The following is a 26,094-nucleotide window of genomic DNA, read 5'->3' as shown; positions in this document are numbered from 1 at the left end:
ACTCCCTTTTTTCCGTCCCGCCCAACCCCTCTTCCGGTCCCCGAAGGAAGCGGTGGCACATCCGAAAATAATGCCAATTCAAGGAATTAAACAAAACCAGCCAGGGAGAAAACCCGGCCCCAACAAAGCAACCGCTCCGTCGGGAGAGCGGGTTCTATAGACCCAAACCCACCCCGTCAATCGGAAAAGATAAAATCCCTCCAAATTTACCGGAAACCGGAGAGGGGTACCGTTCGACGGGTTCAATTCGCAATACACGACAGTGTTTCGGTTTTTTTGGGCGAGTGCCCAAGCCCATTCAGGGGCGATGCCCCCAACCCCCCCTTTTTTTAGCCCGGGGTCTGGGCCTCACGGCCCCAGTGGGGGACGGGGCAAAGCCCCGTGACTGAAAAGGACTGACTGTCGTGTACCGTGAGTTTAATCCCTCGGCCCAACGGTTCCGCTGTCCTCCTGTCCCGCCCCGTCAACCCGCAAGGACGACCACCAAGCCTCCAACGCATCCGACGTGCAGGGGAGCAGGCTGGCCAAACCACCCGTACGCTCCAAAAAGGACTCGCGGTAATTTTCGTGAACCGTGGTCAGAACAATCAACCCCGCAGCCATAGCGGCCAGGGTTTCGTCGACCAAGCCCTCCCCCTCGCTTTCCAGGCGCCCAAACTTGTTGATCACGAGAATATCGGCGGAGACGTCCACCGCGCGCCGCAGGACAACGGACGCGGCTGCCACCCCATGAGGATCAACGACACAGGACTCCGAGCCGCTGCCCAGCTCTTGGGTGATCGGATAGGTTTGGCCACCCTCCAAGTCCACCAGATGGCAGAGCCCGTTTCCAGAATCCCGCCGTTGGACGAGGCCTGCCACAGCCCAACCCTCTGCCCGGCGCCGCGCCGCAAAGGCTTCCAGCAGGGCCCCCGCCTCGCCGTCTCCAGGCGCACCCTTGCCTTGCAACAGAGCCGCTGCACCGATCTGGGGGAGGGTGTCCGCAGGACCGATTGGCATTGCGGCACCTAGCCTGTTCTCTGTCTTGGTCATGCGCCTGCCCCATTTGCACAAAGGAAGACGCCCCCCGGGGGACAAGTAGAAGACACCCCCGGGAGGACACCTGGGAATGTCCACAAGAGGAAGAGGGAAACACCCCGGCCCGCGTCCGTCAATCGCCGATCGCGCCCCGGGGCCTCCAACGCTCTTACAGACCGCCCATGCAGAGGTATTTGATCTCCGTGAACTCTTCGATTCCATGGCGGGATCCTTCCCGCCCAATACCCGATTCCTTCACGCCGCCAAAGGGCGCCACTTCCGTGGAAATGATGCCTTCGTTAATGCCGACAATGCCGTATTCCAGCCCTTCGGCCACCCGCCAGACCCGACCGATGTCCCGGGAATAGAAGTAGGCCGCCAGCCCAAAGGGCGTATCATTGGCCATGGCAACCGCTTCGTCCTCGGTCTTGAACCGGTACAGGGGCGCGACGGGGCCGAAAATCTCTTCGTTGAACATGCGCATCTCGCCGGTGACATCGGTGAGGATCGTCGGCTCGAAGAACGTCCCCCCCAGCGCGTGGGGCTTGCCGCCGAGGACAACCTTCGCGCCCTTGGAGAGAGCGTCCTGAACCAGCCCATCCACCTTCTCAAGGGCGGCCGCATTGATCAACGGTCCCTGCTGGCTTTCCCCTTCCAGGGCCGGGCCAACGGCCATTTTGGAAACAGCCTCGGCCAGCTTCTTGGCGAAAGCGTCATAGACGCCATCCTGAACCATCAACCGGTTGGCGCAAACGCAGGTCTGCCCCGCGTTCCGATACTTCGACGCGATGGCCCCAGCCACGGCGGCATCCAGGTCGGCATCGTCGAACACAAGGAAGGGCGCATTCCCGCCCAGTTCCAAGGCCACCTTCTTCACCGTATCGGCGCATTGACCCATCAGCAGTTTGCCGACGGGAGTCGAGCCCGTGAAGGAGAGTTTCCGCACGATGGGGTTCGCCGTCATCTCACCCCCCACCACCTTGGACTCCCGCGTGGTGACGACGTTGAAAATCCCCTTCGGCAGCCCCGCCCGATCGGCCAGCTCGGCCAAAGCCAAAGCGGAAAGCGGCGTGTCCTCCGCAGGTTTGATGATGATGGGACAGCCCGCAGCCAGCGCCGGAGCAGCCTTGCGGGTGATCATCGCGTTGGGGAAGTTCCAGGGGGTGATCGCCGCCACCACACCAATGGGCTGGCGAAGGGTGACGATACGCTTATCGGCGCCATGGCTGGGAATGACCTCGCCATAAATCCGCTTCCCTTCCTCGGCGAACCATTCGATGAAGGAGGACCCGTAAGCCACCTCGCCCCGGGCCTCGGCCAAGGGCTTGCCCTGTTCGGCGCTCATCAGGATGGCCAGAGCCTCCTGGTTCTCCATGCAGAGGGTAAACCAAGTCCGCAGGATATTGGCCCGTTCCTTGGCCGTCTTGGCCCGCCAGACGGGCCAAGCGTCATTAGCGGCCTCGATGGCTCGGCGGGTTTCGTCGGCGCCCATGTCGGGCACCCGACCGATCTCCTGACCGCTGGCCGGATCGGTCACGGCGAACTCGGCGCCTGAATCCGACCCAACCCAAGCCCCATCCACATAGGCCTTGTCTTTCAGAAGCCCCGCAGCACGCGGGAGTTCAAGCTTGGCCAGAACGGCGGTTCCATCGGGCATGACATATCCTTTTCGTGGAGTGACAAATTTATATGTCATTCCATTTAGGAGGCGTAACCCGCGCCCGAAAGGGTAAATTGGATCCAATTGGATCCGACGGACGCAAGGAAGACGTTTACCCCACCCGAACCTGGCTCTGGCCCGACAGAGGGGCGAGGAAACCAAGGAATTCCTCGGTGACCTGATCCCAGGAGAATTTTTCGGCATGCGCCCGGCAGAGCGTCGGGTCGATTTCGAGCGCTTTGAGCGCCGCCGCCCGCAGATCCGCTTCGAGCACACCAACGCCGGAGGTCCCGATGACATCGCTGGGCCCCGTTACGGGAAAGGCCGCCACTGGCACGCCAGAGGCCAGGGCCTCGAGCATGACCAGCCCGAAGGTGTCGGTCAGGCTGGGAAAGACGAAACAATCCCCGGCGGCAAACAGGCGGGATAGCTCCCCATCCCCATTGGCGATGCGAAAATGGGCCTTGGGATAGCGTTTCATCAAGGCGTCCCGCTGGGGACCACTGCCCACCACCATTTTCGATCCGGGAAGGTCCAGGTCCAGAAAGGCGCTCAGGTTCTTCTCCACGGTCACCCGCCCGACATAAAGGAAGATCGGTCGGGGCAAATCCAGGACGTCCTTGCCTTGGGGGCGGAACACCTGGGTATCGACGCCATGGCTCCATTCCCGGGCGTTCTGGAACCCCCGGGCCGTCAACTCCCGATGAACCGAGGGAGAGGGGCAGAGCACCGCCGACGACGGGCCGTGGAAGCGCCTCATCACCCCGTAGAGCCAATCCAGGGGAAGAGGCGTGCGGGCCTGGATATATTCGGGAAACTTGGTGTGGTAGGCCGTGGTAAAGGGCCACCCCCGCTTGAGACACAGGGAGCGGGCCGCCCGACCCAAGGGGCCTTCCGTTGCAATATGAACGGCGTCCGGCGCGAAATCGTCCACCATCTTCCGCAGCTTGCGGCCCGGCAGAACCGCCAAGGGAATCTCCGGATAGGTCGGACAGGGCATGCAGGTGAAGGCTCCGGGCTCGATCACCTGGACCCGGTGACCAAGGCCCTCGAGACGGCTCCGCAGACTGTCCAGCACCCGGACCACCCCATTGGGCTGGGGATACCAAGCATCGGTGACGAAGGTGATACGCATGGTCATAGGCCCCGTTTCCTCCCCTATCGCCCTCTCCCGTTGACTCCCAACGGAGTCCGAGGAGGTCATGCATTCGTAAAGACCTCGCGTCACTGGCAAGGGGCTTTACAAACACAGCTGAAACCGGGGCCAGGGTATAGTCTGCGCGCCGCCCCGAAGCCATATCCGGTAGGGAGCATCACGAAACAATCATCTTGCCGTAACCAAACTGTTCACTTTTCAGAAGCTTCAGGCCATGCGACTTTGTCTTGGACTGGGGAAAGGGGAGGGAATGACATGATCTGTGGTATCCGACGGCACCGGCCCAAGCCTCTCCTCCACACCCTAAGGCCCCTCAGCCGCGCGGTGATCCTCTCCCTGTTGATGGCCTGGCCCGGAGCAAGCCTCGCGGCGTCTGTTGAACCGCCGCTTCCCCCACCTGCGGAAAAGCCGCAGCCCCCCCAACCCAGCGCCGAAGCTCTGATGGCCCGCCATGGCTTCGCCCCAGGACAGGTCGGCTTCGCCCTGCGCGATCTGGAAAGCGGCGAGTGGCTCGCCCTCCAGAACGCGGACCAGCCCTTTCTGCCCGCCTCCGTCGCCAAGGTCCCCACTACGGTGGCCGCCCTGGATTTGCTGGGACCGGCCTACCGCTGGGAAACCAAAATGGTCACCACGGGTCACGTGGTGAAGGGCGTCTTAAAGGGAGACCTCTACCTCGTGGGAACGGGAGATCCCCTGCTTGATGGGAGGCGCCTGGACGGCTTGATCTCCTCCCTGGTGACCCAGGGCATCTCGCGGGTGGAGGGCCGGTTCCTCTACGACGAAACCTTCCTGGAGCATGGGCCGGAAATCGAGCCCAACCAGCCCGACACCCTGGCTTACAACCCAGGCTATGGCGCCCTTTCGCTGGACTTCAACCGAGTTCGGTTGGCCTGGGATCCGCTCCAGGGCCCCCGAATGATCACGGCCTCCGACATCCCACCGGTCCCATCCGTACAATTTCGCAAGTCCGGCCCAAAGGATCCACCCTGGGGCAATCTGGCCGTCCGTCTGCGTCAAGAAACCAAACCCGCCACGATTGTCTCCGCCGCCTTGGCCCCCATCGCCGGTCCAGACAGAGCCCCCGAGGAACGATGGATCCTCGCCCCTGACTGGACAGGCAAGGGCGCCCTCTGGTTACCGATCAAGCACCCTGGAGCCCACACGGCCTATGTCGCCAGGGAAATGGCTCGGATAAAAGGCCTGCCCCTGCCCGAGCCGCGTCCCGCTCCAGCGCCCCGCAAGGCCAGGACCCTGGCGACCACGGCCAGCCCGCCCCTGTTCGACGTGGCTGAACGCACCCTGCGCTATTCAAACAACCTGGCTGCGGAATTGATTGGCCTGACCACCACCCGCCGCCTGACCGGTAAGGCCTTAAGCCCCGTTGACAGTGCAGACTTCCTGTCCAGCCTGTTCAAACGCACCATTCCTGGGGTGGACTGGTCCTCCTTCCACCTGTTCAACCATTCGGGATTGAGCGCCAAAAGCCGCGCCACACCGCGCCAAATCGCGGCCATTTTGGATTATGCCCAAAACCAGGCGTTCAGTGGCCTGGACTACGCCGCTCTACTGCCCCGCCGGGGCTGGCGGGACGAGGATGGCCAAATGCCCAAGGACGAGGACAAACCCGCCGTTTGGGCCAAGACAGGAACCGTCTATTACGGCAGGGGTCTGGCGGGCTATCTGGTTCCCAAATCAGGACGACTCCTCGCCTTTGTCTTCTTCGTTTCAGATCTGGAAAAACGCAATCGCTTCGACCGGGAGAATCTTCACCAAAACGGCCAGGCGATAGGCCAAGCCCGGGCTTGGCTGAGCCGGGCACGGGCTCTGGAGCATGATTTGGTCCTGTCCTGGCTGGATCGAACGGATTAAATCTGGATGAGATAGGGCCAATGGGGACTTGGAGGCATAGGCCCCCAACGGTACACGACAGTGTCTCGTGTTTTTTGGGCGATTGCCCAAGCCCATTTGGGGGCCAATGCCCCCAAACCCCCCTTTTTTTTAGCCCAGGGTCTGGGGCCTTTCGGCCCCAGACCCCCTATCGTATACCCTGGACAGACCTCATTTCATCGTGATCTAGCGTCGCCGGGATCAAACCAGCCCCTTTCCCATGGCGTCTGTAAGACGCTTGGCGAAAGTCACCGGGTCGGTGGGCAGCTCCCCTTCCAGAATCCGCGCCTGATCAAGCAGCAGATGGGCAGCATCGTCCACGCCTTCCCCATCCCCTGCGGCCCGGTCGGCCAGAGCCTTGATCACCGCATGCTTCGTGTTGATCTCCAACACCCGGTCACTGGGCATGGGGCTGTCCTGGTTGGCCTGACGCATCAGCTTCTGCAGGTGCAGGCTCATGGCGCCATCCTTGGCCACCAGACAAACGGGGCTCCCCGTCAGGCGCTTGGACACCTTCACATCGGCCACCGCATCACCCAAGGCCACCTTTAGACGGGCGATCAAACCGTCAATCTTGCCCTCTTCCGCAGGGGTGCTTTCCTCCTTGGACTCGGCCTCTTTCGCGTCGTCCTCCAAGGGCAGGGTATCGAGATCCTGACCCGCCTGGGCCACGGACTTCAGAGGCTTATCCATGAAGCTGGGAACAGCCCCCACCCAGAATTCGTCAATGGGATCGGTCAGCAGCAGAACCTCGACACCCCGGGCCACGAAGCCCTCGACCTGGGGGCTGCGAGCCAAGGCGCTGGCATCGTCACCGGTCACGTAATACAGGGCCGTCTGCCCCTCCTTCATGCGGCCAACGACGGTCTCGAGGGACACCGGCTTGTCGGAGGCCGTGGTCCGGAAGCGGGCCATCTTGAGCAGATCGTCCTTGCGTTCGAAATCCTCGTAGATACCTTCCTTCAGGACCGCACCGAAGTTCTCCCAGAAGGTCAGATAGCCCTCCTCGTCGTCCTTGGCGCGCTTGCTCAGATCATCGAGCAAGCGCTTGGTCAATCCGCCCTTGATCTTACGCAAGCGCGGATCGTCCTGAAGCATTTCCCGGCTGACGTTCAGGGGCAGGTCGGAGGAATCGACGATGCCGCGCACAAAGCGCAGGTAGGAGGGCAACAGCTCCTCGCAGTCATCGGTGATGAACACCCGGTTGACGTAGAGCTTCACCCGGGGTTTGCGCTCGGGGGTGAACAGGTCAAAGGGCTTCTGGCCGGGGACGAACATCAGGCCGGTGTATTCCAGAACCCCTTCCGCCCGATAGTGCAGAACATGCCAGGGCTCGTCAAAGCCGTGGGACACATGGTGGTAGAACTCGGTGTATTGCTCCGTCGTGATCTGGTCCCGGGGGCGGGTCCAAAGCGCGCTGGCTTCGTTCAACCGCTCTGGTCCCTTCTCCTCCTCGCCTTCCTTGGGCGGCGCAGTGAACTCGACGGGAATGGCGATGTGGTCGGAGTAGGTCTTGACGATATTGCGAAGCTTGAATTCTTCCAGGAAGTCCTTGGCGTCCTCCCGCATGTGCAGGGTGATGGACGCGCCCCGGGCAACCCCCTCCGTTTCCTCGATGGTGAAGGCCCCCTTGCCGTCGCTGACCCAGGTCCAGCCTTCGGTCTCGCCCGCCTTGCGGGTCGCAACGCTCACGGAATCGGCCACCATGAAGGCCGAGTAGAAACCCACACCGAATTGACCGATCAGCGAGACATCGCCGCTCTTCTTCTCGGTCTGGGCCTTCAGCGCCTCCGAAAAGGCCTGTGTGCCAGAGCGGGCAATTGTGCCCAGGTTATCAATCAGATCCTGGCGGTTCATGCCAATGCCGTTGTCGGCGATGGTCAGCGTTCCCGCTTCCCGATCCACAGACAGGCTAATCTTAAACTCGCCATCGCCTTCCAACAGCGCAGGTTGGGTCAACCCTTCGTAGCGGAGCTTATCGCAGGCGTCCGACGCGTTGGAAATGAGCTCGCGCAGGAAGATCTGCCGGTCCGAATACAAGGAATGGACGACGATATCGAGAAGCTTCGAGACCTCGGCCTGAAAGGACAGCGTTTCCTGGGTCATGCCCGTTTTTACCCCTAAGTTTGGTTGCATCTCTGTCAAAGGGCGCCATAGGCACCACGGCATCAAAGGGCGCCCCTGGCGCCACGGCCCGCGAACCGATGGAACGGGGCGGCGACACATATGAGTCTATTGCCCTCTGCATGCAAGCACCACGCGTGCATAGCCTTGAATTCGGACATTTTTTTTGCGCTGCAGCAGGCGAAAATAGGCGACAGGAGATCATGAACGTGAAACAATTCGATCGTCCGTCCCGTTATGTTGGGGTGGAACCCGCCTGACAGGCCCAGCCCCCAAGGGGAGTATTTCCAAGGTTTCTTGGGCCATACTCCGCAAGGTCCGGCTTCTCCTTTCGCCGTTGAAGGTTGCCCCGTTGGGGTGCCTTTCGCCTCAGTCGAAATGGGGAGGTCGCCTCGGGGCCGAATAGGGCCGCCATTCCCTCGGCGCGGGCTTTTCCTTATCGAGGAAGAGTTCGTTTTTCGACCGGGGGACTTGACCGGACCCTTTGAAATCGGCTTGGCTGGTGGCTGTCCGTCCCTAGTTGGAATTTCAGGGAGAGCTCCATGCAAATTCCCTTGCAGATCGTGTTTCACGGAATCGACCACTCCGATGCAGTGGAAGAGCGCATTAACGAAAAAGTTGCCAAGCTGGAGCAGTTTCACGGCAACATCACCGCCTGTCGCGTGGTGGTGGAAGTGCACCACAAGAACACCTCACATGTTCACAAGAAGGGGGAACCCTTCTGCATCACCGTCCACGTCAGCATTCCCGGTGAGGAACTGACCGCCACCAGCGCCCACGGCAAGGAAACCGAGCTGAAGGCGCACGAGGATGTGGGCATTGCCCTGCGGGACGCCTTCGCGTCCATGGAGCGGCAGTTGCGGGACATCTCCGACCGCAAGAAAGACGAAAAGAAAGCCGCCGCCGTCTAAGTGACGGGGCGCGACCGCCAATTCGTTCGATCATTGGGACCTTGAAACCTCAATGCCCCTTGATCTTTCGGTCGGCGCGCGGGAGGGTGTGCCTGTCATGACGGACTCAGGCACACCGAACCGCCCTCATTCTGGCTCCCCCTCATCGAACGCGCCCGGACACAGCGACCGTCCAGCGCGTGACGAGAAGTCGTATCGCAAGCCCTTTTCGGGCTTCCCGACGGAGGCATTGGACCAAACAACCCCACCGGATGATGTTTCTTTGTCCCGGCCCACCGGAGCCATGCCCACCGTGGCCCTGAGGGGGACCAGCCCAACCGTGGGCTTGAAAGGGTCCCTGGGCACCGCCTCCACCGATTTGGAAGACCGCCTGGGACCTGTGGGGATCTCTGCGGTGCTTGGGCCAACCAACACCGGCAAGACCCATCTGGCCATGGAACGCATGCTCGGCCATCCCACGGGAATGATCGGCTTCCCCCTGCGCCTGCTGGCACGGGAAAACTATGACCGTGTCGTCGCCCGGGTGGGCGTGGGCCGCGTGGCCCTGATCACCGGTGAGGAAAAAATTCTTCCCCCCCGGCCCAGTTATTACATCTGCACCGTGGAAAGTATGCCCGTGGACCAACGGGTGGATTTCCTGGCGGTGGACGAAATCCAACTCTGTGGCGACCCGGACCGGGGGCATGTCTTCACTGACCGCCTGCTACACGCCCGGGGTCGGGTGGAAACCATGTTCATGGGGGCGGAAACCATGACGCCCTTGATCCGGCGGCTGGTTCCGGGCTGCATCTTTGACACGCGCCCCCGCTTTTCCAAGCTGGCCTATGCCGGCCACCGTAAACTGACCCGCCTGCCCCGCCGATCCGCCGTGGTGGCCTTTTCGGCGGACGACGTCTATGCCATCGCCGAATTGACGCGCCGCCAGCGGGGGGGCGCCGCCGTGGTCATGGGGGCTCTCAGCCCGCGGACCCGCAACGCCCAGGTGGCTCTCTACCAATCGGGCGAGGTGGATTATCTGGTGGCGACGGACGCCATCGGCATGGGGTTGAACATGGATGTCGACCATGTGGCCTTCGCTGCCCTGACCAAATTCGACGGCCATGCGACCCGCCATCTGACGGCAGCGGAAGTCGCGCAGATCGCCGGTCGAGCCGGTCGGCACATGAATGATGGGACCTTTGGGGTCACCGCCGACGCCCGAAAAATCGCCGACGACGTGGTCGAATGCGTCGAATCCCATAGCTTCCCGAGTCAAAGACAGATCTTTTGGCGCAACACCCACTATGATTTCCACTCGGTGAACGCACTTTTATCGTCCCTGTTCCTCCCCCCCCCGGACGAGGGTCTGCGCCGCCCCCGATTCGCCAGCGACCAGCACTTTCTGGAGACCCTGTCCCGGGACCCGGAGATAGAGCCGTTAGCCAAGGGAAAGGAGCGGGTTTCCTTGCTTTGGGACGTTTGTCGGGTGCCTGATTTCCGCAAAAGACAGACCGAATCCCACGTTCGTTTACTGTCTCGAATGTACAAATTTCTGACCCAACCCGGGGGCCGTCTACCCGACGAATTCGTTGCCGCAATGACACGCGGACTCGACAGAACGGACGGCGATATACACACGCTTGTTGATCGAATAGCCGCGATCCGGGTATGGACCTACGTGTCCCACCAGGGTCGGTGGCTTTCCGACCCGGGATATTGGCGGGGAGAGACCCGGGCAATTGAAGACCGATTGTCCGATGCCCTCCACGACCGATTGACACAAAGGTTCGTCGATAGACGAACTTCGGTACTCATGCGTCGTCTGGGAGAACGCGCTATGCTCGACGCCCAAGTGGCGGCCTCAGATGGCCGCGTCACCGTGGAAGGTCACGAGGTTGGCCGGCTTGAAGGCTTGACCTTCCACCCCGAAGCAACTGGCGAAAAGGAAAGCGACAAGGCTGTCCTCAACGCCGCCCGGGAAGCTCTCCGTCCGGAGATCGGTCAACGGGTCACCCGTCTCGCCGCAGACGACGATGTTCTGTTCAAGCTCGATGAGCGGGGAACCATCTTCTGGCGCGGCGCCCCTGTGGCGCGCCTGGAGAAGGGATCGGAACCCCTGCGCCCCGGCGTGGCCCTGCCCGGCGGGGACTTCCTCGACGAGGTCTTGGCGGAAAAAGCCCGCACAAGGTTGACCACCTGGCTTGACAGTCAACTGACCAACCGCCTGAAACCCCTGATAGGCCTGCGTGATGCAGATCTGAAAGGGGCGGCCAGGGGGTTGGCCTTCCAGCTCATCGAAGCTCTGGGGACCCTGTCCCGCAGGGGCAATGACGAACAGTTGGACTCCCAGGTTCGAGCCCTGGAAGAAGACGATCGCAAGGCTCTGGCCCGCGTCGGAGTCCGTCTGGGGGTGGAAACCCTGTTCATGCCCGATCTGCTGAAGCCCGATCCCCAACGTCTCCTGGCTGTCCTCTGGCGGCTGTGGAATGACCGCGAAGGGGGGGCCGTGCCTGCGGATGGTCGGGTCTCCTTCCCCGTGGATGCCCGGGCACCTCACGCCTTCTACCGGGCCATCGGCTATCGGGTGGTGGGCAATACCGCCGTGCGGGTGGACATGATCGAACGCTTCGCCGCTGATGTGCGGCGCATGGTGCGCGAGGAAAGTCAGAACCAGAAGGACCAGAGCCAGCAGGAAAGCGCCAAGGCCGCCCTCGCCAAGACGGAAGACGCAAAAACAGAAGACGCCAAAACGGGGGACGCCAAAACGGGGGACGAAAGCGCGGCTGCTCTGGAAGCGCAAACGCCCGCTGCAGACACGCCAATCACCCAAGCGCCTGTGGACGAGACGCCTGTCCTATCTTCCCCCTCCGAGGCACCCAGCGATACACCAGACGAAACGACGGACACAACCGCTTCGGAACAGGCGGCGGAGGAGCCCCCCAAGCCCGAAAAGGTCATTCCCCAAGCACAGCCCGGGGAAGTGCGTTTACCGCCGGACATGTTACCCCCCCTGGGGATAGGCGTGGAAGACGGTGCATCCGTGCTCTCTGCCTTGGGGTATGGCACTCGCCTGGAAGAGGGCGCGCTTTTCCTCAAGCCCCGGCGACGCAAGCAAAGCCGCCAGAACCAGGGTAAGCGAGGTGGCCCCCGCAAATCTGACGATGCCCGTGGCCCCAAATCCGAGGCGGGAAGCGGAGAGACGCGGACCGAAGGCCAGGGCGAGAAGCGCACTAACTATCGGGGGGAGAAACGTACCGAGGGCCGGGGCGAGAAGCGGAGCGACAACCGGTCCGAAGGTCGGGGCAAAAGACCCGATAAGGGAAGCAAGCCCCAGGGCGGCCCCCCCAATCGCAGGCCGAAGGAGCCGGAATACAACCCGGACAGCCCCTTTGCCCGCCTGAGGGAGTTGATGAACAAGTGACCGGCGGCGAAAGCCAACGCCTGGACAAATGGCTTTGGTTCGCCAGATTTTGCAAAACGCGAAGCCTGGCCCAAAAGCTCTGCGAAGGGGGACATGTCAAGCGGGATGGTCAGTCTCTGACCAAACCCGCAACCCCCGTCAAGCCCGGTGACTGCCTGTCGGTGGTACTGGGTCCCGTGCGACGCACGGTCATCGTCCAGGCTCCCGGCCTTCGCCGAGGTCCCGCACCTGAAGCCCAAACCCTCTATACCGAACCCGAACCGCCCGAACGGTTACGGGATCCGGTGATGGAGGGGGGAGCTCTCCTGCGGCCAGCAGGACTGGGCCGTCCCACCAAAAGGGACCGGCGCGCCCTCGAACATTTCAAGGGTCAGGACTAGAGTATTTCGAGATCAAGTTGGGTCGCTTCGCGACCAAACTTGGCCTCGAAGGCACTCTAGAAAAAATGGGGACTTGGGCAATCGCCCAAAAAACATGAAACAGTCTCGTATCCCGTGGCTGTCGGGAACCTTTTGGCGTCACAGCCGTTGATTAGACTGGACAATCACCGGGAGACGCCCTTTGAGCATCATTGACTTGGACACAGACGCCCGTCTGCACCGCCTGGACACTCTGGCCCGATGGATGGACGATCGCTTCCGAGTCCCCGGAACATCCTTCCACTTCGGCTTGGACGGCTTGGTCGGCCTTATCCCCGTCATAGGCGACCTAATCGGTCTTGCGGTGTCCTTACATGTTCTGGCAAGCGCCAAGGACCTGGGAGCCCCGTCGGCCCTATTGCGCCGCATGGGCCTGACCATCGCCCTGGATACCCTGATCGGAAGCATCCCCTTGGCGGGAGACATCTTCGACTTTAGCTACAAGGCCAACAGGCGGAACGTGACCCTTTTGAAACGTCACTTGGGCCAGGATATGCGCCGGGAACGCATTGCCATAAGTGGTCTGACTGTTCGCAAAAGCGCCGCATTGGGATAAAGCCCGACACCATCACCTCCGCTCTTTCAGATCCACGACAATAAAAAATCCCGGGCTCAGAGCCAGGGATTTTTTTTATAGGTTCGATTTTTCATAGATTCAAGGTGACCGCTTGTTTGGAGGGGTCACCTTGATCCACTGTCGCCAAAAACTGCGTCGCCCGTCTGGTTTAGGCAGCGTTCAGCAGCTTCTCAACCTTCTGAGTGGCTGCCATGGCGTCGATATCCTCGATCGCAGCCAATTCGCAGGTGAGTCGCTCCAGGGCCAATTCGTAGATCTGCCGTTCGGAGTACGACTGTTCGGGCTGGGTCGCGGACCGGTAGAGGTCGCGCACCACCTCAGCGATGGACACCGGATCCCCGGAGTTGATCTTCGCTTCGTATTCCTGGGCGCGGCGACTCCACATGGTGCGCTTCACGCGAGCTTTACCCCGCAGGGTCACAAGGGCGCTTTCCATGACTTTTTTGGTAGACAGGCGGCGCAGACCCGAGCCCTTTACCTTGGGCATGGGGATCCGCAGCTTCATGCGTTCGCGCTCAAAGCAAATGACCAGAAGCTCCAAATCATGACCGCCAATGGTCTGCTTCTCAATGGCCACCACCTGACCAACGCCATGGGTCGGGTAAACAACGTAATCTTCGGGAGCGTACTGAACCTGGTTGGACATATTGTCTTATCTCTCCACATCAAGGGTCGACCCCCCCATCGTCCGCGCCGTCGCGGCATTGGGTCCGTGATCGACCTGGATCCCTGGACCCGGGGCGACGGCACTCTGTTCCACGCGGATCCCATCTGGATCCCCGAGGGGCAGCGTTCCGATCACCCGTAGTGGGTCCCGTCCTTTCCCTCCGCGCCCTGAAGCACGGCAAAGCCCTTATTAAGGGGGGACTCTTTTTTCCATGCATCACCCTTACAATGCCCTGAGCGAAGCGCTGCGGTCATCTGAGCGACCCGACCGCTTCATCAGAGTGTAAACCCGAGACCCGCCGGTCGTGACCGATCAGACCCATTCACGGGTTCCAGTGATGGACTGGACGTCCCCTTCCAAAACTCAAACCGTCGGTCCCTGCCAAGCCAGGGGAGTCGCCCTGACCTTGGACGGTCCACTGTCCTTTCCGACGGACGCACCACGTTTGCAATCAGATCGAACCCCGTCCGCTCACTCTCGGAACACGAATCGAACCAAAGCGGCACAAAAGAAATCCGTCAGCGGATTTTTTTGCGACGGACCTGTGATACCTATCACATGTTGGAGAAAAATGACAGGTCAAAGTCCAGACTGTGTCAGATTGCCCAAATAAAACGTCGCGCCCCAAGCCTTGGGGCGCGACGTTTTCCGCGAATCGGCAGGACTCCTTGGAGTCGCTCTTGGATCACGGTTATGAAATCAGGTCTATCCGACCTGATTTCATAACCGTGATCCAAATCTTATGGTTAGAGCGGAATGAGGACGGAAAACCGCTACCCACGTTTCCTCATTCCGCTCTAGAGTGAAACGGGATCAGCTTGAGTCAAGCTGGCCCCGTTTCACTCTCATTCTATAAGTTTTAGAGTATCTTCGAGGCCAAGTTTGGTCGCGAAGCGACCCAACTTGATCTCGGAATACTCTAAGCGTCCCCCTGACCGGGATTTTCGCTCAACATCGCCGCCTTGTTCGGCTTGTCCTTCCACTCGTCGGCGTCGGGCAGAGCATCGCGCTTGCGCGTAATGTTCGGCCAAGTCTCAGCAAATTTGCGGTTGGTCTCCAACCACGCCTCTGCCTGAGGCTCTGAGTCGGGGAGGATCGCTTCGGCCGGGCATTCGGGCTCGCAAACGCCGCAATCGATGCATTCATCGGGGTGGATCACCAGGAAGTTTTCCCCCTCGTAGAAGCAATCCACGGGGCAAACTTCAACACAATCCTGGTATTTGCATTTGATGCAATTTTCAGTAACGACGTAGGGCATGAGGCAGGGCTCCGTCTTTCATGCGACGTTCATTCAATACATGGCCAAGGTTGCGGTCCTGTTCGGACTCACACCGGCGGCGACCACGGTCCCGGGGGCTCCCCACCGGGCGCGACAAGGGGCCAGGGTGGGGGTCATATCATTCCAGGCCCAAATTAGCCATGGCCCGTTTGCGCGCAGCGCTGCTGTCATGGTCCTCGACATAGAGCAGCCCCGCCACTCGACGCATCATATTCGCTTCCAAATGGTCAAGCACGCCGTCGGCGTAGGCCACTTCCCAAAGCATCTCGATCATATCAACTCGCTCATCGTAGTCGAAGGCATCCTTGAGAGTCCGGGACTGTTTATACCACCCCACGGCATCCTCGTGCATGGCTTCGCCTTCCTTGATCAGCTCTTCCACGACCGACGAATTCAGGGAAAAGCGTTGAGTCAGCAGGGCACGAATGCGATCCCGCTCCACCGGATCGAAGTGGCCGTCAATGGTGCCGGCCTCCACCATCAGGAAGGCAGCGGCGCGACTGACGGCGTCGACTCGGCCCACGCTCCCTTCGTCCTTGCCTGCGGACAGCAGGGCGCGCAATTTATCGAACATTCCGTTGGTCCCCTGTTTATACGATCCTTGGAAACCTAAATCCCAAAAGGGAAACCATCAAGGCCAAGCGCTCTTCTGCAGGCCCCAATCAGGAAGAAACCATGTCCAATTCATCCCCGGCCCCCCAGACCTGGAGTCCCGACAAGGCCCCCGGCACGGACAACAAGCGCCACGCCCCCGCGACGGCCCGCAACCGCGAAGCCCTGCTGGAGGTCCTTCTCCGTGTCCTGCCCGAAGGCGACATCCTGGAAATCGCCTGTGGCAGTGGCGAGCATGCCGTCTTTCTGGCCCCTCGCCTTCCGGGCCGTCGCTGGGTCCCGACCGACGCCCATAAGGCCGCCCTGGACAGCACCCGAGCCTGGATCTCCGAGCTTCCCCCCGAAGACGCCGCATCTCTGGCTCCCCCGCAGGCCTTGGACGCCACGGCCCCGGACAGTTGGCCCCTCCCCAGGGCGGACGCCATCCTTTGCGTGAACATGATCCACATCGCCCCCTGGGCCGCCTGCGAGGGCTTGATGACAGGCGCGGGCAGGACCCTCCCGCACGGGGGCCTCCTCGCCCTCTACGGCCCCTTCCTGAGGGCCGACCACCCCACCGCCCCCAGCAACCTGGCTTTCGATGAGACCCTCCGCTCCCAAAACCCCGCCTGGGGCATCCGCTCGCTGGACGCCGTGGCCGCGGAAGCAGCCCGCCATGACTTGATCTTGGAAGAGACCATCGAGATGCCCTCCAACAACCTGACAGTCACCTTCCGGAAAAGCGAGAGTGAAACTGGATCACCTTGAGTCAAGCTGGCCCCGATTCACTTTCATTGTATAGACCTCGGAGCACTCTAGGCCCGACCGAAGACCTCCAACCTCACCGTCCCTTACGCCGCAGCGGATCGAACCCGACCCACGAGCTCAAAGACATGATCGTTCAAAGCATCACTGTCCCGTTCCATGTTCGTGGACGCGGCAAACAGGCGCGATGCCATCTCCTCCGTGTCCTCGGCCACCCGCGCCACCATGGCAATTGCGGTATTGACCGATTGTGTTGAGGCCGCAGCCTCCTGAATATTGCGGGCGATTTCACCGGTCGCAACGGTCTGTTGCTCAATCGCTGCGCCAATGGAATTGCTCGACATGTTCAAGTCTCGAATCACGTTCCCAATCGACTGAATGGCCTGGACCACACCGCCGGTCGCGCCTTGCATCTCCTGCATTTGCTCGGAAATGGATTCGGTTGCCTTCTCGGTTTGGTTGGCCAGGTTCTTCACCTCATGGGCAACAATGGCGAATCCTTTCCCGGCTTCTCCTGCGCGTGCCGCCTCGATCGTCGCGTTCAAGGCAAGCAGATTGGTTTGCTTGGCAATGTTCTGAATCAAGGCAACCACTTCACCCACGCTGTTCGCTGCGACCGACAACCCTTCGGCCTTGGCGTTGGTGGCCTTGAGCTCCTCAATGGCCCGATCGGCCGTTGACGCAGAGACGGAGACTTGCCGGGAGATCTCCATGACGGAAGCGGACAGTTCTTCAACTGCAGTCGCAACGGTCTGAACATTGGCCGAGGTTTGTTCCGAGGCAGAGGACACGCTCATCGATTGTTCCGACGCCTTTTGGGCTTCCCTATTCAAACCCTCTGCGGAGGACTTCACAGCCTCAGACAGACCGTTCATCCGATGGGCCACCAGCCCGATTTCCGCTTCGATATCCCCAGCGACCCGCTGCATCAAGGCCGTACGCTGGGCTTTCCCCTGGCGCTCCGCTTCGTCCTGGGCACTGCGCAGGGCTTTTACCTCGATGGCGTTCTGGCGGAACACCTCCAGGGCGCGGGCCATGGCCCCGATTTCATCCCCTTGCGTGGTGAAGGGAATCTCTTTTTCGGTCTTGTCCTTGGCCAAATCCCCCATGTCTCCAGTCAGAAGCGTGATGGGTTTGATGATGGAGCGCGCCACCGTCCAGGCAGCAACGGCACCAATGAGCGACCCCATCAAGGTCACGAAAATCAGAAGGAAGGCTCCCTGCACCTCAATCCGCTCGGCCCTGAAGGCGGCTGCCTTGATGAAGGCTGCCAGATCACTCTGGGTGGTGACCAGCTTTTTGATGAGAGCCCCTTGCTCTTCCTCCGCAGCGACCATCACCCGTTTGGCCTCCTCCTTGCTTGTCACCACGGGCCAGGGCCGCGAAAGCGGTCTCTCCATAGGTTTCATAGTCGTGGTGAGCACCCTGTATGGAGGTCAATACGTCGAGCAAGCCTTGGAACTTTGCTCGACCCTCCTCGGACCGGCTGCGATCAATGGCCTCGGACAATAGCTGTTCTGCCTGAACGATCTCCTCGTCCACGGTCCGCCCGAGGTCCTGGAACCGGGATCCCAAGGTCTCAATGTCCTGCGCCATCAAATGGGCCAAGCCTTTTTCCAGCAAAATCGCCTGTCGCAATTGGGCGGTCGTAATCTTGGTCACCACCGCATCCAGGGGAATATCCTGCTCGGCGATTTCAGCCACTTCGACACCTATGGAGTTCATTTTGACATATCCGACTCCACCAATAGCTGCACCAACCATCAACAGGACGCCGGCAATTCCATAAATCCGCGTGGAAATCTTCACCTGTCCAAACATTGCGCATTCTCCTGTCCATGGCGCTTTGACCAATACCGGATCGCCAAGGCAACCCAAGCGTTTACGACAGAGCAAATAACGCGCCACGACAATGCAGTGCGTGGACCAGGCCGCAGACCCTATCCATAGGGAGGGCTAACACACTGGCATAAAACAACTTATCCTGGAAAAGCGATGAGCCTTGGTTCGTTGTATCCCAGAGCGCCCAACCCGGCCCCTTCGTCAATCCTTCTCAATATGCAAACCTCAATCGCGACTTACGACGCCATCACCTGCAAAATAAAACTCCCAGTGGGATGCCTGCCACTGGGAGTTTTTCGATGGGTCCGGCCCCATAAACGCGGCGCCAGAGGATTAGGGCCGAGCGCCTACTCCGCAGCCTCCGGAACCGGCTCCTCTGGCCTCCAGCGCAGCACCGGCTTGCGCGCGGCCTGGGTCTCATCCAGACGACGGCGCGGAGTGAGCTGGGGAGCCGCCTTGAAGGCCTCGGCCCCATTCTCCCTGGCCCGGCGGGCGAGGTCCTTCAGGGTTGCCACATAAACGTCCAGGGTTTCCTTGCTCTCCGTCTCCGTCGGTTCCATCAACAGGGCACCATGGACCACCAGGGGGAAGTACATGGTCATGGGGTGATACCCCTCGTCGATCATCGCTTTGGCGAAGTCCAAGGTGCTGACCCCGGTGTCCTTGAGGAACCGGTCGTCGAACAGAGCCTCATGCATGCAAGGCCCTTCGAAGGACGGGGTCAGGGTGTCCTTCAGAGTTTCCAACAGGTAGTTGGCGTTGAGCACCGCGTCGCCACTGGCCTGCCGCAAACCGTCGGCGCCCATGCTCATAATGTAGGAGAGCGCGCGGACGAAGACGCCAAATTGCCCATGGAAGCCCTTCAACCTGCCGAAGGGCTGGGTGCCCTCCGCCTGGGCGTCCAGGTCCGTTTCCACCAGTCGGTACCCCTGATCGTCATGGACCACATAAGGCAGGGGCGCAAAGGGGGCCAAGGCGTCGGACAGGACCGTGGGACCGGCACCGGGACCGCCGCCACCATGGGGAGTGGAGAACGTCTTGTGCAGGTTAATATGCATGGCGTCGGCGCCCAGGTCGGCGATGCGCACCCGACCGACGATGGCGTTGTAGTTCGCCCCGTCCATGTAGAAGAAAGCACCGGCCTCGTGGATGGCCTTGGACAACTCGATGATGTCGGTCTCGAACAGCCCACAGGTGTTCGGGTTGGTCAGCATGACCGCAGCCACGTCCGGACCCAACCGCTCCTTGAAAGCCTTGGTGTCCACCCGGCCCCGGGCATCGCCGGGAATGGCTTCCACCTTGTAGCCGCAAGCCGCAGCCGTCGCCGGGTTGGTGCCATGGGCGCTTTCGGGCACCAGGACCACCGGACGCTTGTCACCCCGGGCCTCCAAGGCCGCGCGGATAGCCAGCATACCGCAGAGCTCGCCTTGGGCGCCCGCAGCGGGGGACATGGCGACCGCAGGCATGCCCGTCAGCTTTTTCAGCCAATCCGCCAGAGTGTCGATCAGCTCCAGCGCGCCCTGCACGGTGGAGACCGGCTGGAACGGATGGATGTCGGAGAAGCCGGGCAAGCGGGCCATGCGCTCGTTCAGGCGCGGGTTATACTTCATGGTACAGGAGCCCAGGGGGTAGAACCCGGCGTCGATGCTATAATTTTTCTGGGACAGCCGCGTGTAATGGCGGATCACCTGGGGCTCGGACAGACCCGGCAAGCCAATGGCCGTTTTCCGTTCCAGGCCGCCCAGTCGGAGCTCGTCGGTTGCCGGATCTGCGACGTCCACACCCGTGGATCCCGGGGTGTCCATTTCGAAAATCAGGGGCTCTTCAAGGCGCAGGCCCTTGTTGCCGGAGAAGGTCTCGGTCATGACAACACCTCTTTCAGGGCCGCAGCGAAAGCCTCCATCTGGGCCTCCGTATTGGTTTCCGTGGCGGTGACCAGCAGCAGGTCCGCCAATTCTTCATAGGTCGGCAGGAAGCGCGAAACGGGCACCCCACCCAGGACCCCCTTGGCAGCCAGGGCTTCCACCACCTCGGCGGCGGGCTTGGAAAGCTTCAGGGAAAACTCGTTGAAAAAGGTCCGGTTGACCACCGTGACGCCCGGAACGGCGGCCAGCTTGTCGGCCAGCAGCACCGCATTGGCATGGTTGACCCGGGCCAGACGGGTAAACCCTTCCTCCCCCAGCATGGTCATATGGATGGTGAAGGCCAGCGCGATCAGCCCGGAATTGGTGCAGATGTTCGACGTGGCCTTTTCCCGGCGGATATGCTGCTCCCGCGTCGACAGAGTCAGCACATAGCCGCGCTTGCCGTCCTCATCCACGGTCTCGCCGCAGAGCCGACCGGGCATCTGCCGCAGATATTTGTCGCGGGTGGCGAACAGGCCCACGCCTGGACCGCCGAAACTGGTCCCGGAGCCGAGCGCATGCCCCTCGGCAACGACGATATCGGCGCCCATCTCGCCCGGAGAGGCCATCAGGCCCAGGGACACCGGCTCGGCCACGGCCACCACCAACAGAGCCCCCGCCTCGTGGCAGGTCGCCGCCAGGGCAGTCAGATCCCGGGGACGGCCAAAGAAATCGGGGTTCTGAACGATGACACAAGCGGTGGTCTTGTCGATGCGACCGGACAGATCTTCGACGCCCAGGGGATCGGGGCCGAGGGTCTCGTACTCCAGACCCAGAGTCCGCATCAGGGTTTCCGTCACCGCCTTATAATGGGGGTGCAGCCCCCCGCTCAGGATCACCGACTTGCGGCGGGTGACCCGGGTCGCCATGCAGGCGGCCTCGGCGCAGGACGTGGCACCGTCGTACATGGAGGCATTGGCCACCTCCATGCCGGTCAGCAATGCCACCTGAGTCTGGAACTCGAACAGGTATTGCAGGGTTCCCTGGCTGATTTCCGGCTGATAGGGGGTGTAGGAGGTGAGGAACTCCCCCCGCTGGATCAGGTAATCTACGGCTGCAGGGACATGGTGACGATAGGCACCAGCGCCCAGGAAGCTCGGCACGGATCCCGCCGTGATGTTGCGGGCGGCCATGGCGTTCAGGCGTTGCTCCACCTCCATCTCGCCCAGTTGGTTGGGTAGATCGCCGAAAGCCTCGGTGTTATAGGCGGCGCGGGGAACGTCGCAATAGAGGTCATCGACTGCGGCAACGCCAATAGTCTTCAGCATCGCGGCGCGGTCGGCCTCGGAATGGGGCAGATAACGCATGGGGGTTCCTGGCTCGTAAGGTGCTGTCGAAGGTGCGACTGGTGTGAACACGATCGGGGGATCCAAGGATCCTCCCGATCGGAACCGAAATGGGCAACCGGACCTTAGATCACGATGGAATCAGGTCTGTTCGACCTGACTTCACAAACGTGATCTAAATCCTATGGTGAGAGCAGAATGAGGACGGAAAACCGGTGCCCACTTTTCCTCATTCCACTCTAGCTGTGGTCAGCCACGAAGGCATCATAGGCCGCCTGATCCATCAAGCCATCGAGCTCGCTGAGGTCGGTCAGTTTGACCTTGAAGAACCAGCCCTCACCCTCGGGGTCTTCGTTGACGGTGCCGGGGGAATCGGGAAGGGCTTCGTTGGACTCGACCACGTCCCCGGTCACCGGGGAGTAGACCTCGCTGGCGGCCTTGACGGATTCGACCACGGCGGCTTCACCGCCCTTCTCCAAGCTGACGCCCACCTCAGGCACCTCGACGAACACCACGTCTCCAAGCTGACTCTGGGCGAAACTGGTGATCCCCACGGTGCCCACGCCATCCTCGACGGCGATCCATTCGTGATCCTCAGTGAAATAGATCGTGCTCATAAAACCTCTCCCAACAGGGGTTGTGTAATGGGGATTTTGGAATCGAATAGGAACAAACGCCCGATCCGGCGCAATCCAGCGAACTAACCGCGGTGGTAGCGGTGGGGCTGGAAGGGCATGGGCACAATGGTCGCAGCCAGGGCCTTGCCCCGGACCATCACCGTGACCTTGGTGCCCTCAGCAGCCAGGGCGGACGGGACATAGCCCATGGCCATGGGGCCTTCCAGACTGGGACCGAAGCCGCCTGAGGTCACCTCACCCACCGCATTGCCGTCCAGGTCCTGGATTTCGGCATGGGCGCGCACGGGGGCGCGGCCTTCGGGTTTCAGGCCAACACGCAGGCGCGGAGCGCCCTCGGCCAGTTGCTTCTGGATGACGGCCGCGCCTGGGAAACCGCCTTCCTCGCGGCGGCGCTTGCCGATGATCCAAGTCAACCCGGCCTCGACCGGAGTGGTGCTGGTGTCGATATCGCTGCCATAAAGGCAAAGTCCCGCTTCCAGGCGCAGGCTGTCCCGGGCACCCAAGCCAATGGCCTCCACGGCCTCGTCAGCCAGCAGACGGCGCGCCAGGGCGTCGGCCTTGTCTGCGGGAACACTGATCTCGTAACCATCCTCCCCAGTGTAACCGGAGCGGGTGACAAAGCAGTCGACCCCATCCAAGGAAAGCCACATACCGGACATGAAGACCATGTCGGCGGCCCGGGCGTCGAGTCCGGAAAGGACCCCGACAGCCGCTGGTCCCTGCAGGGCGACCAGGGCGCGGTCCTCGAGCCGTTCCAAGCTGGCGTCGAAGCCCGCCAAATGGGCGTCGATATGGGCCAGATCGGCGTCCTTGCAGGCGGCATTGACCACCAGGAACAGGTCGTCACCCCGATTGGTGATCATCAGGTCGTCCAGGATCCCACCCGCGTCATTGGTCAGCACGGTGTAACGCTGGCGACCCTCCTTTAGCTTGACCAGTTCGCCGGGGCACAGGGCTTCCAGCGCGGCGATTCGGTCAGGGCCGACCAGCCGCGCCTGCCCCATGTGGGAGACGTCGAACAAACCGGCCTTCTCGCGGGTATGCAGATGTTCCTTGAGCACGCCCAAGGGGTACTGCACGGGCATGTCATAGCCCGCGAAGGGCACCATGCGCGCGCCAAGCTCCACATGGAGGGCGTGCAGGGGCGTAACGAGAGGGGCTGCGGGAGTGGGTGCTGTCACAGGGACGCTCCGAAACTGAACGGTTGGCGAACGCCCTCGTCCCATGGATTGGGATCCGGGTAACGAACGCCCCCCTCTGTCTCGAAACCTGAAAGAGTCACCGGACCGGGTCCGGCTTCCATCTTCGGTGAGGATGTCGCCTTGGCCGCAGAGGCAGCCTGCAACACACCTGCTTTCCAGAGTTCCCATTGCCATCGCGGTCCGGGTGCCTGAGAGTTTCCGGGGGCGGTTGCTCCTTCGGCGCCACTGCGCCCGGATCCCTACGGATGACCCAGGCCACTGGACTCTCCCGCGGTGGTGATCGGGATGTCGTCGATGACCTAGCTTAGCCGGTTGCTTCGAAGGAGGCAACCCGGGCTGGATAGGTCAATTTCTTAGGCAGCATTCACCGCATCTTGAGCGTGACTTCCTATGTAACCTTCAAATTCCGGGTGATAACGCTGACGGCTTGGCCCCGAAGGCGCTCTAATCTCCCGCCAAAGGGGGCTTCACCCGACGGCCCGGAGATGTCCCTTATTGGCCCATGGAATTCACCCTGCCCTTGGTCTGGTTGTAGCGCAATTCTTCGGGGCTGAGCTGGAAGCCCACATAGATCTCGGTCCCTGCGGCGCTCTGGTCTTTTTCCAGGGGGAGGCGAATGCTCACTTCCTCGTCACGGTAGCGCACGCGGCTGACATTAGGGGGGAATTCAGCCTGGGCAGTGTAAACCTGCTTGGCGGCAGGATCCGGGAAGAATTGGGGAATCGCCACAAAATACTGGAACTCCGCCGCACGATCGACCGCGGCTGGTCCCAGGGCCATGGAGAAGGACAGATACATGTCCACGCTCACGCCACTGTCGTCATATTGGCAGGTGCCCTGGAAACCCGCCAGCTCACCGGTTAGGGTGATATCGGTGACATCGCGCCCAGGCCCAGGGCGGAACCGGGTCATATCAGCGGTGGTTGCGTCAATGCGAATCTCGGGGCATTTCCGCTTGTCGTCCGCTTCGAAGGCCCCACAGCCAGAGAGGGTCAAAACCACGGCGGCGGCAAGTGCCGGACTGAGGCGGCGGGTAAAGGCGCGGAGGGTCATGGAAACCTGCCAGGATCGGGGACAGAGGGAGACGGCCCACGCGCAACGCACGCGCCGTGCTGGTGTGATACCCCATCAAAGGAACGGGGGCAACGCGTCGGCACCATTTCCACCCCGCTTCGGCTTCCCTTCCCTACCCTGAACCTGCTAGAGACTGGTGCCATGAACCCTTTCCCGACCTTCCCTCCGGACATCCCTTCCCATGGCCGTTTACACCGACGTTCCCAATGAAGAGCTGGAAGCCTTTCTCCGGCTTTATGACATCGGCTTTCCGAAGGCCTGCAAGGGCATCGCCGAGGGGGTGGAGAACTCCAACTTCCTGCTGGTCACAGACCGGGATACCTTCATTCTCACTCTTTATGAAAAACGAGTGAACCCGGCGGATCTGCCCTTTTTCCTGAACCTGCTGGAACATTTGACCGAGCGGGGCATCCCCTGCCCTCAGCCGGTGGCCGCCCGCGATGGGGGCTTCCTCCAGACCCTATGTGACCGGCCCGCAGCCATTGTCACCTTCCTGGACGGACGCTGGCCCAAGCGCCCGACCGTATCCCATTGTGGCCAATTGGGCGAGGCCATGGCCCTGTTGCACAAGGCTGGCGCCGACTACGACCTGTCCCGCGAAAACGCCCTTGGCGTCATGGATTGGCGCCCCCTGTTCGAAGCGGCCGCAGACCGGGCCGACGAAATCCGCCCGGGTCTGCGGGCCGAAATCGAAAGGGAACTGGACTTTCTGGAGGCCAATTGGCCCAAGGGTTTACCCAAGGGGGTCATCCACGCCGATTTGTTCCCCGACAATGTCTTCTTCCTGAAAGATAGATTGTCCGGGTTGATCGACTTCTATTTCGCCTGCAATGACTTTCTGGTCTACGACTTGGCCATTTGCCTCAATGCGTGGTGCTTCGAAGGCGAGCGGGAGTTCAATGTCACGAAGGCCCAACAAATGCTGACACTCTACCAGCGAACCCGCCCGCTGACCGACGCGGAATTCGCCGCCCTCCCCCTTCTGGCCCGGGGCGCGGCCATGCGGTTTCTGTTGACCCGCCTGTACGACTGGCTGAACACACCCAAGGGCGCCCTGGTCCGACCCAAGGATCCCTTGGAATATTTGCGGAAACTATCCTTCCACAAAAGCGTGACAACCCCCGCTGCCTATGGACTGAATCGATGAGTACACCTGTCAATCTCTTCACCGACGGCGCCTGTTCGGGCAATCCGGGACCCGGCGGCTGGGGCCTGATCCTGCGCTATGGCGAGACGGAAAAGGAAATGTGGGGAGGGGAAAAGGAAACCACCAACAACCGCATGGAGATGATGGCCGTCATTCGCGGATTGGAAACCCTCAACCGTCCCGTGTCCGTGACCATCCATACCGACAGCCGCTATGTGGCCGACGGCATCACCAAGTGGATCCACAACTGGAAGCGCAACGGCTGGAAGACGGCGGCCAAGAAGCCCGTAAAAAACGACGACCTGTGGAAGCGTCTGGACGAGGCCCTGAAACGCCATCAGGTGTCCTGGCAATGGGTCAAGGGGCACGCCGGACACCCGGAAAATGAGCGGGCCGACGAACTGGCCCGCCGGGGCACTGCGGAAGCCAAAGCGGGCGAGGCGTCGTCCTTTTAGAGGCCTCGCCCCATCAAGGTCTTCACCCTTACCCTCCTCAAGCCGCTTTGGTCACACCATTCTCACGGTACACGACAGGGGGTGTTTTTCCGT

At 61.4% G+C, this 26,094-nt stretch carries 22 protein-coding genes and 1 riboswitch; of the genes, 8 read left to right on the top strand and 14 right to left on the bottom strand.

All coding sequences use genetic code 11. The features are described from left to right. Positions 1-417 precede the first annotated feature (417 nt). The 3 genes from ACLIRY_RS07670 to ACLIRY_RS07660 form a co-directional block, all read right to left on the bottom strand. Positions 418-1,032 (bottom strand): DUF2478 domain-containing protein, encoded by a 615-nt coding sequence (locus ACLIRY_RS07670; protein ID WP_413204768.1) that lies wholly within the window; start codon positions 1,030-1,032, stop codon positions 418-420. A gap of 154 nt (positions 1,033-1,186) precedes the next feature. Further along, on the bottom strand, positions 1,187-2,674 hold the full coding sequence (locus ACLIRY_RS07665) for an NAD-dependent succinate-semialdehyde dehydrogenase (RefSeq protein WP_413204767.1): 1,488 nt from the start codon (positions 2,672-2,674) through the stop codon (positions 1,187-1,189). Positions 2,675-2,789: 115 nt separating this feature from the next. After that, on the bottom strand, positions 2,790-3,812 hold the full coding sequence (locus tag ACLIRY_RS07660) for a glycosyltransferase family 4 protein (RefSeq protein ID WP_413204791.1): 1,023 nt from the start codon (positions 3,810-3,812) through the stop codon (positions 2,790-2,792). Positions 3,813-4,088: 276 nt separating this feature from the next. Here ACLIRY_RS07660 and ACLIRY_RS07655 point away from each other — a divergent pair, with 276 nt between their 5' ends. Beyond that, on the top strand, positions 4,089-5,702 hold the full coding sequence (locus ACLIRY_RS07655; protein ID WP_413204766.1) for a D-alanyl-D-alanine carboxypeptidase/D-alanyl-D-alanine-endopeptidase: 1,614 nt from the start codon (positions 4,089-4,091) through the stop codon (positions 5,700-5,702). Between the two features lie 219 nt (positions 5,703-5,921). On the opposite strand, the gene htpG is transcribed toward ACLIRY_RS07655, so the two are convergent. Continuing rightward, positions 5,922-7,826 (bottom strand): molecular chaperone HtpG, encoded by a 1,905-nt coding sequence (htpG, locus tag ACLIRY_RS07650; protein WP_413204765.1) that lies wholly within the window; start codon positions 7,824-7,826, stop codon positions 5,922-5,924. A gap of 560 nt (positions 7,827-8,386) precedes the next feature. On the opposite strand from htpG, the gene ACLIRY_RS07645 reads away from it, so the two are divergent. The 4 genes from ACLIRY_RS07645 to ACLIRY_RS07630 all read left to right on the top strand — a co-directional run bounded on the left by ACLIRY_RS07645 (position 8,387) and on the right by ACLIRY_RS07630 (position 13,130). After that, the gene (locus ACLIRY_RS07645; RefSeq protein ID WP_413204764.1) at positions 8,387-8,755 is read left to right on the top strand and encodes an HPF/RaiA family ribosome-associated protein; all 369 of its coding nucleotides are present in this window, start codon (positions 8,387-8,389) and stop codon (positions 8,753-8,755) included. Positions 8,756-9,017: 262 nt separating this feature from the next. Continuing rightward, positions 9,018-12,155: a helicase-related protein gene (locus ACLIRY_RS07640; RefSeq protein WP_413204763.1), complete on the top strand. Its 3,138-nt coding sequence runs from the start codon at positions 9,018-9,020 to the stop codon at positions 12,153-12,155. Beyond that, the gene (locus ACLIRY_RS07635; protein WP_413204762.1) at positions 12,152-12,535 is read left to right on the top strand and encodes an RNA-binding S4 domain-containing protein; all 384 of its coding nucleotides are present in this window, start codon (positions 12,152-12,154) and stop codon (positions 12,533-12,535) included. The genes ACLIRY_RS07640 and ACLIRY_RS07635 overlap by 4 nt, the downstream gene beginning before the upstream one ends. Before the next feature lie 181 nt (positions 12,536-12,716). Beyond that, a complete protein-coding gene (locus ACLIRY_RS07630; protein WP_413204761.1) occupies positions 12,717-13,130 on the top strand; it encodes a DUF4112 domain-containing protein in 414 nt (137 codons plus the stop codon). A gap of 169 nt (positions 13,131-13,299) precedes the next feature. Here ACLIRY_RS07630 and ACLIRY_RS07625 read toward each other — a convergent pair whose 3' ends face one another. The 3 genes from ACLIRY_RS07625 to ACLIRY_RS07615 all read right to left on the bottom strand — a co-directional run bounded on the left by ACLIRY_RS07625 (position 13,300) and on the right by ACLIRY_RS07615 (position 15,671). Next, the gene (locus tag ACLIRY_RS07625) at positions 13,300-13,797 is read right to left on the bottom strand and encodes a CarD family transcriptional regulator (protein WP_413204760.1); all 498 of its coding nucleotides are present in this window, start codon (positions 13,795-13,797) and stop codon (positions 13,300-13,302) included. Positions 13,798-14,737: 940 nt separating this feature from the next. Further along, positions 14,738-15,076 (bottom strand): ferredoxin FdxA, encoded by a 339-nt coding sequence (fdxA, locus tag ACLIRY_RS07620; RefSeq protein WP_413204759.1) that lies wholly within the window; start codon positions 15,074-15,076, stop codon positions 14,738-14,740. 139 nt (positions 15,077-15,215) lie between these two features. Next, positions 15,216-15,671, bottom strand: a complete 456-nt coding sequence (locus tag ACLIRY_RS07615) for a TerB family tellurite resistance protein (RefSeq protein WP_413204758.1) — start codon at positions 15,669-15,671, stop codon at positions 15,216-15,218. A gap of 101 nt (positions 15,672-15,772) precedes the next feature. Here ACLIRY_RS07615 and ACLIRY_RS07610 point away from each other — a divergent pair, with 101 nt between their 5' ends. Continuing rightward, positions 15,773-16,456 carry a DUF938 domain-containing protein gene (locus ACLIRY_RS07610; RefSeq protein WP_413204757.1) on the top strand — a complete coding sequence of 228 codons (684 nt, stop codon included), beginning with the start codon at positions 15,773-15,775 and terminating at the stop codon, positions 16,454-16,456. A gap of 83 nt (positions 16,457-16,539) precedes the next feature. Here the strand turns inward: ACLIRY_RS07610 and ACLIRY_RS07605 are convergent, their stop codons facing one another. From ACLIRY_RS07605 to ACLIRY_RS07575, 7 genes are all read right to left on the bottom strand, one after another. Then, positions 16,540-17,790 (bottom strand): methyl-accepting chemotaxis protein, encoded by a 1,251-nt coding sequence (locus ACLIRY_RS07605; protein ID WP_413204790.1) that lies wholly within the window; start codon positions 17,788-17,790, stop codon positions 16,540-16,542. Next, positions 17,729-18,274, bottom strand: coding sequence for a Tar ligand binding domain-containing protein (locus ACLIRY_RS07600; protein ID WP_413204756.1), 546 nt, complete (start codon positions 18,272-18,274; stop codon positions 17,729-17,731). Before ACLIRY_RS07600 ends, ACLIRY_RS07605 begins: the two co-directional genes overlap by 62 nt. A gap of 368 nt (positions 18,275-18,642) precedes the next feature. Then, the gene (gene gcvPB, locus ACLIRY_RS07595; protein ID WP_413204755.1) at positions 18,643-20,160 is read right to left on the bottom strand and encodes an aminomethyl-transferring glycine dehydrogenase subunit GcvPB; all 1,518 of its coding nucleotides are present in this window, start codon (positions 20,158-20,160) and stop codon (positions 18,643-18,645) included. Further along, the gene (gene gcvPA, locus ACLIRY_RS07590; RefSeq protein ID WP_413204754.1) at positions 20,157-21,506 is read right to left on the bottom strand and encodes an aminomethyl-transferring glycine dehydrogenase subunit GcvPA; all 1,350 of its coding nucleotides are present in this window, start codon (positions 21,504-21,506) and stop codon (positions 20,157-20,159) included. Before gcvPA ends, gcvPB begins: the two co-directional genes overlap by 4 nt. Positions 21,507-21,724: 218 nt before the next feature. Beyond that, complete coding sequence (gene gcvH, locus ACLIRY_RS07585) at positions 21,725-22,102, bottom strand: glycine cleavage system protein GcvH (protein ID WP_413204753.1); 378 nt, start codon at positions 22,100-22,102, stop codon at positions 21,725-21,727. A gap of 83 nt (positions 22,103-22,185) precedes the next feature. Continuing rightward, positions 22,186-23,304, bottom strand: coding sequence for a glycine cleavage system aminomethyltransferase GcvT (gene gcvT, locus ACLIRY_RS07580; RefSeq protein WP_413204752.1), 1,119 nt, complete (start codon positions 23,302-23,304; stop codon positions 22,186-22,188). Positions 23,305-23,491: 187 nt separating this feature from the next. Then, positions 23,492-23,606, bottom strand: a riboswitch (glycine riboswitch). Positions 23,607-23,817: 211 nt separating this feature from the next. After that, positions 23,818-24,378: a hypothetical protein gene (locus ACLIRY_RS07575; protein ID WP_413204751.1), complete on the bottom strand. Its 561-nt coding sequence runs from the start codon at positions 24,376-24,378 to the stop codon at positions 23,818-23,820. A gap of 202 nt (positions 24,379-24,580) precedes the next feature. Between ACLIRY_RS07575 and ACLIRY_RS07570 the strand changes: the two genes are divergently transcribed. Further along, entirely contained in the window at positions 24,581-25,546 is a 966-nt protein-coding gene (locus ACLIRY_RS07570) for a homoserine kinase (protein WP_413204750.1), read from the top strand. Further along, the gene (gene rnhA, locus ACLIRY_RS07565; RefSeq protein ID WP_413204749.1) at positions 25,543-26,001 is read left to right on the top strand and encodes a ribonuclease HI; all 459 of its coding nucleotides are present in this window, start codon (positions 25,543-25,545) and stop codon (positions 25,999-26,001) included. The genes ACLIRY_RS07570 and rnhA overlap by 4 nt, the downstream gene beginning before the upstream one ends. The last annotated feature ends 93 nt before the right edge of the window (positions 26,002-26,094 follow it).

It is taken from the genome of Rhodospirillum sp. A1_3_36 (genome assembly GCF_047263945.1).
Classification (GTDB): domain Bacteria; phylum Pseudomonadota; class Alphaproteobacteria; order Rhodospirillales; family Rhodospirillaceae; genus Rhodospirillum.
Note: the sequence above shows the minus strand (reverse complement) of the source record. Positions and strands in the feature narration are given on the sequence as shown.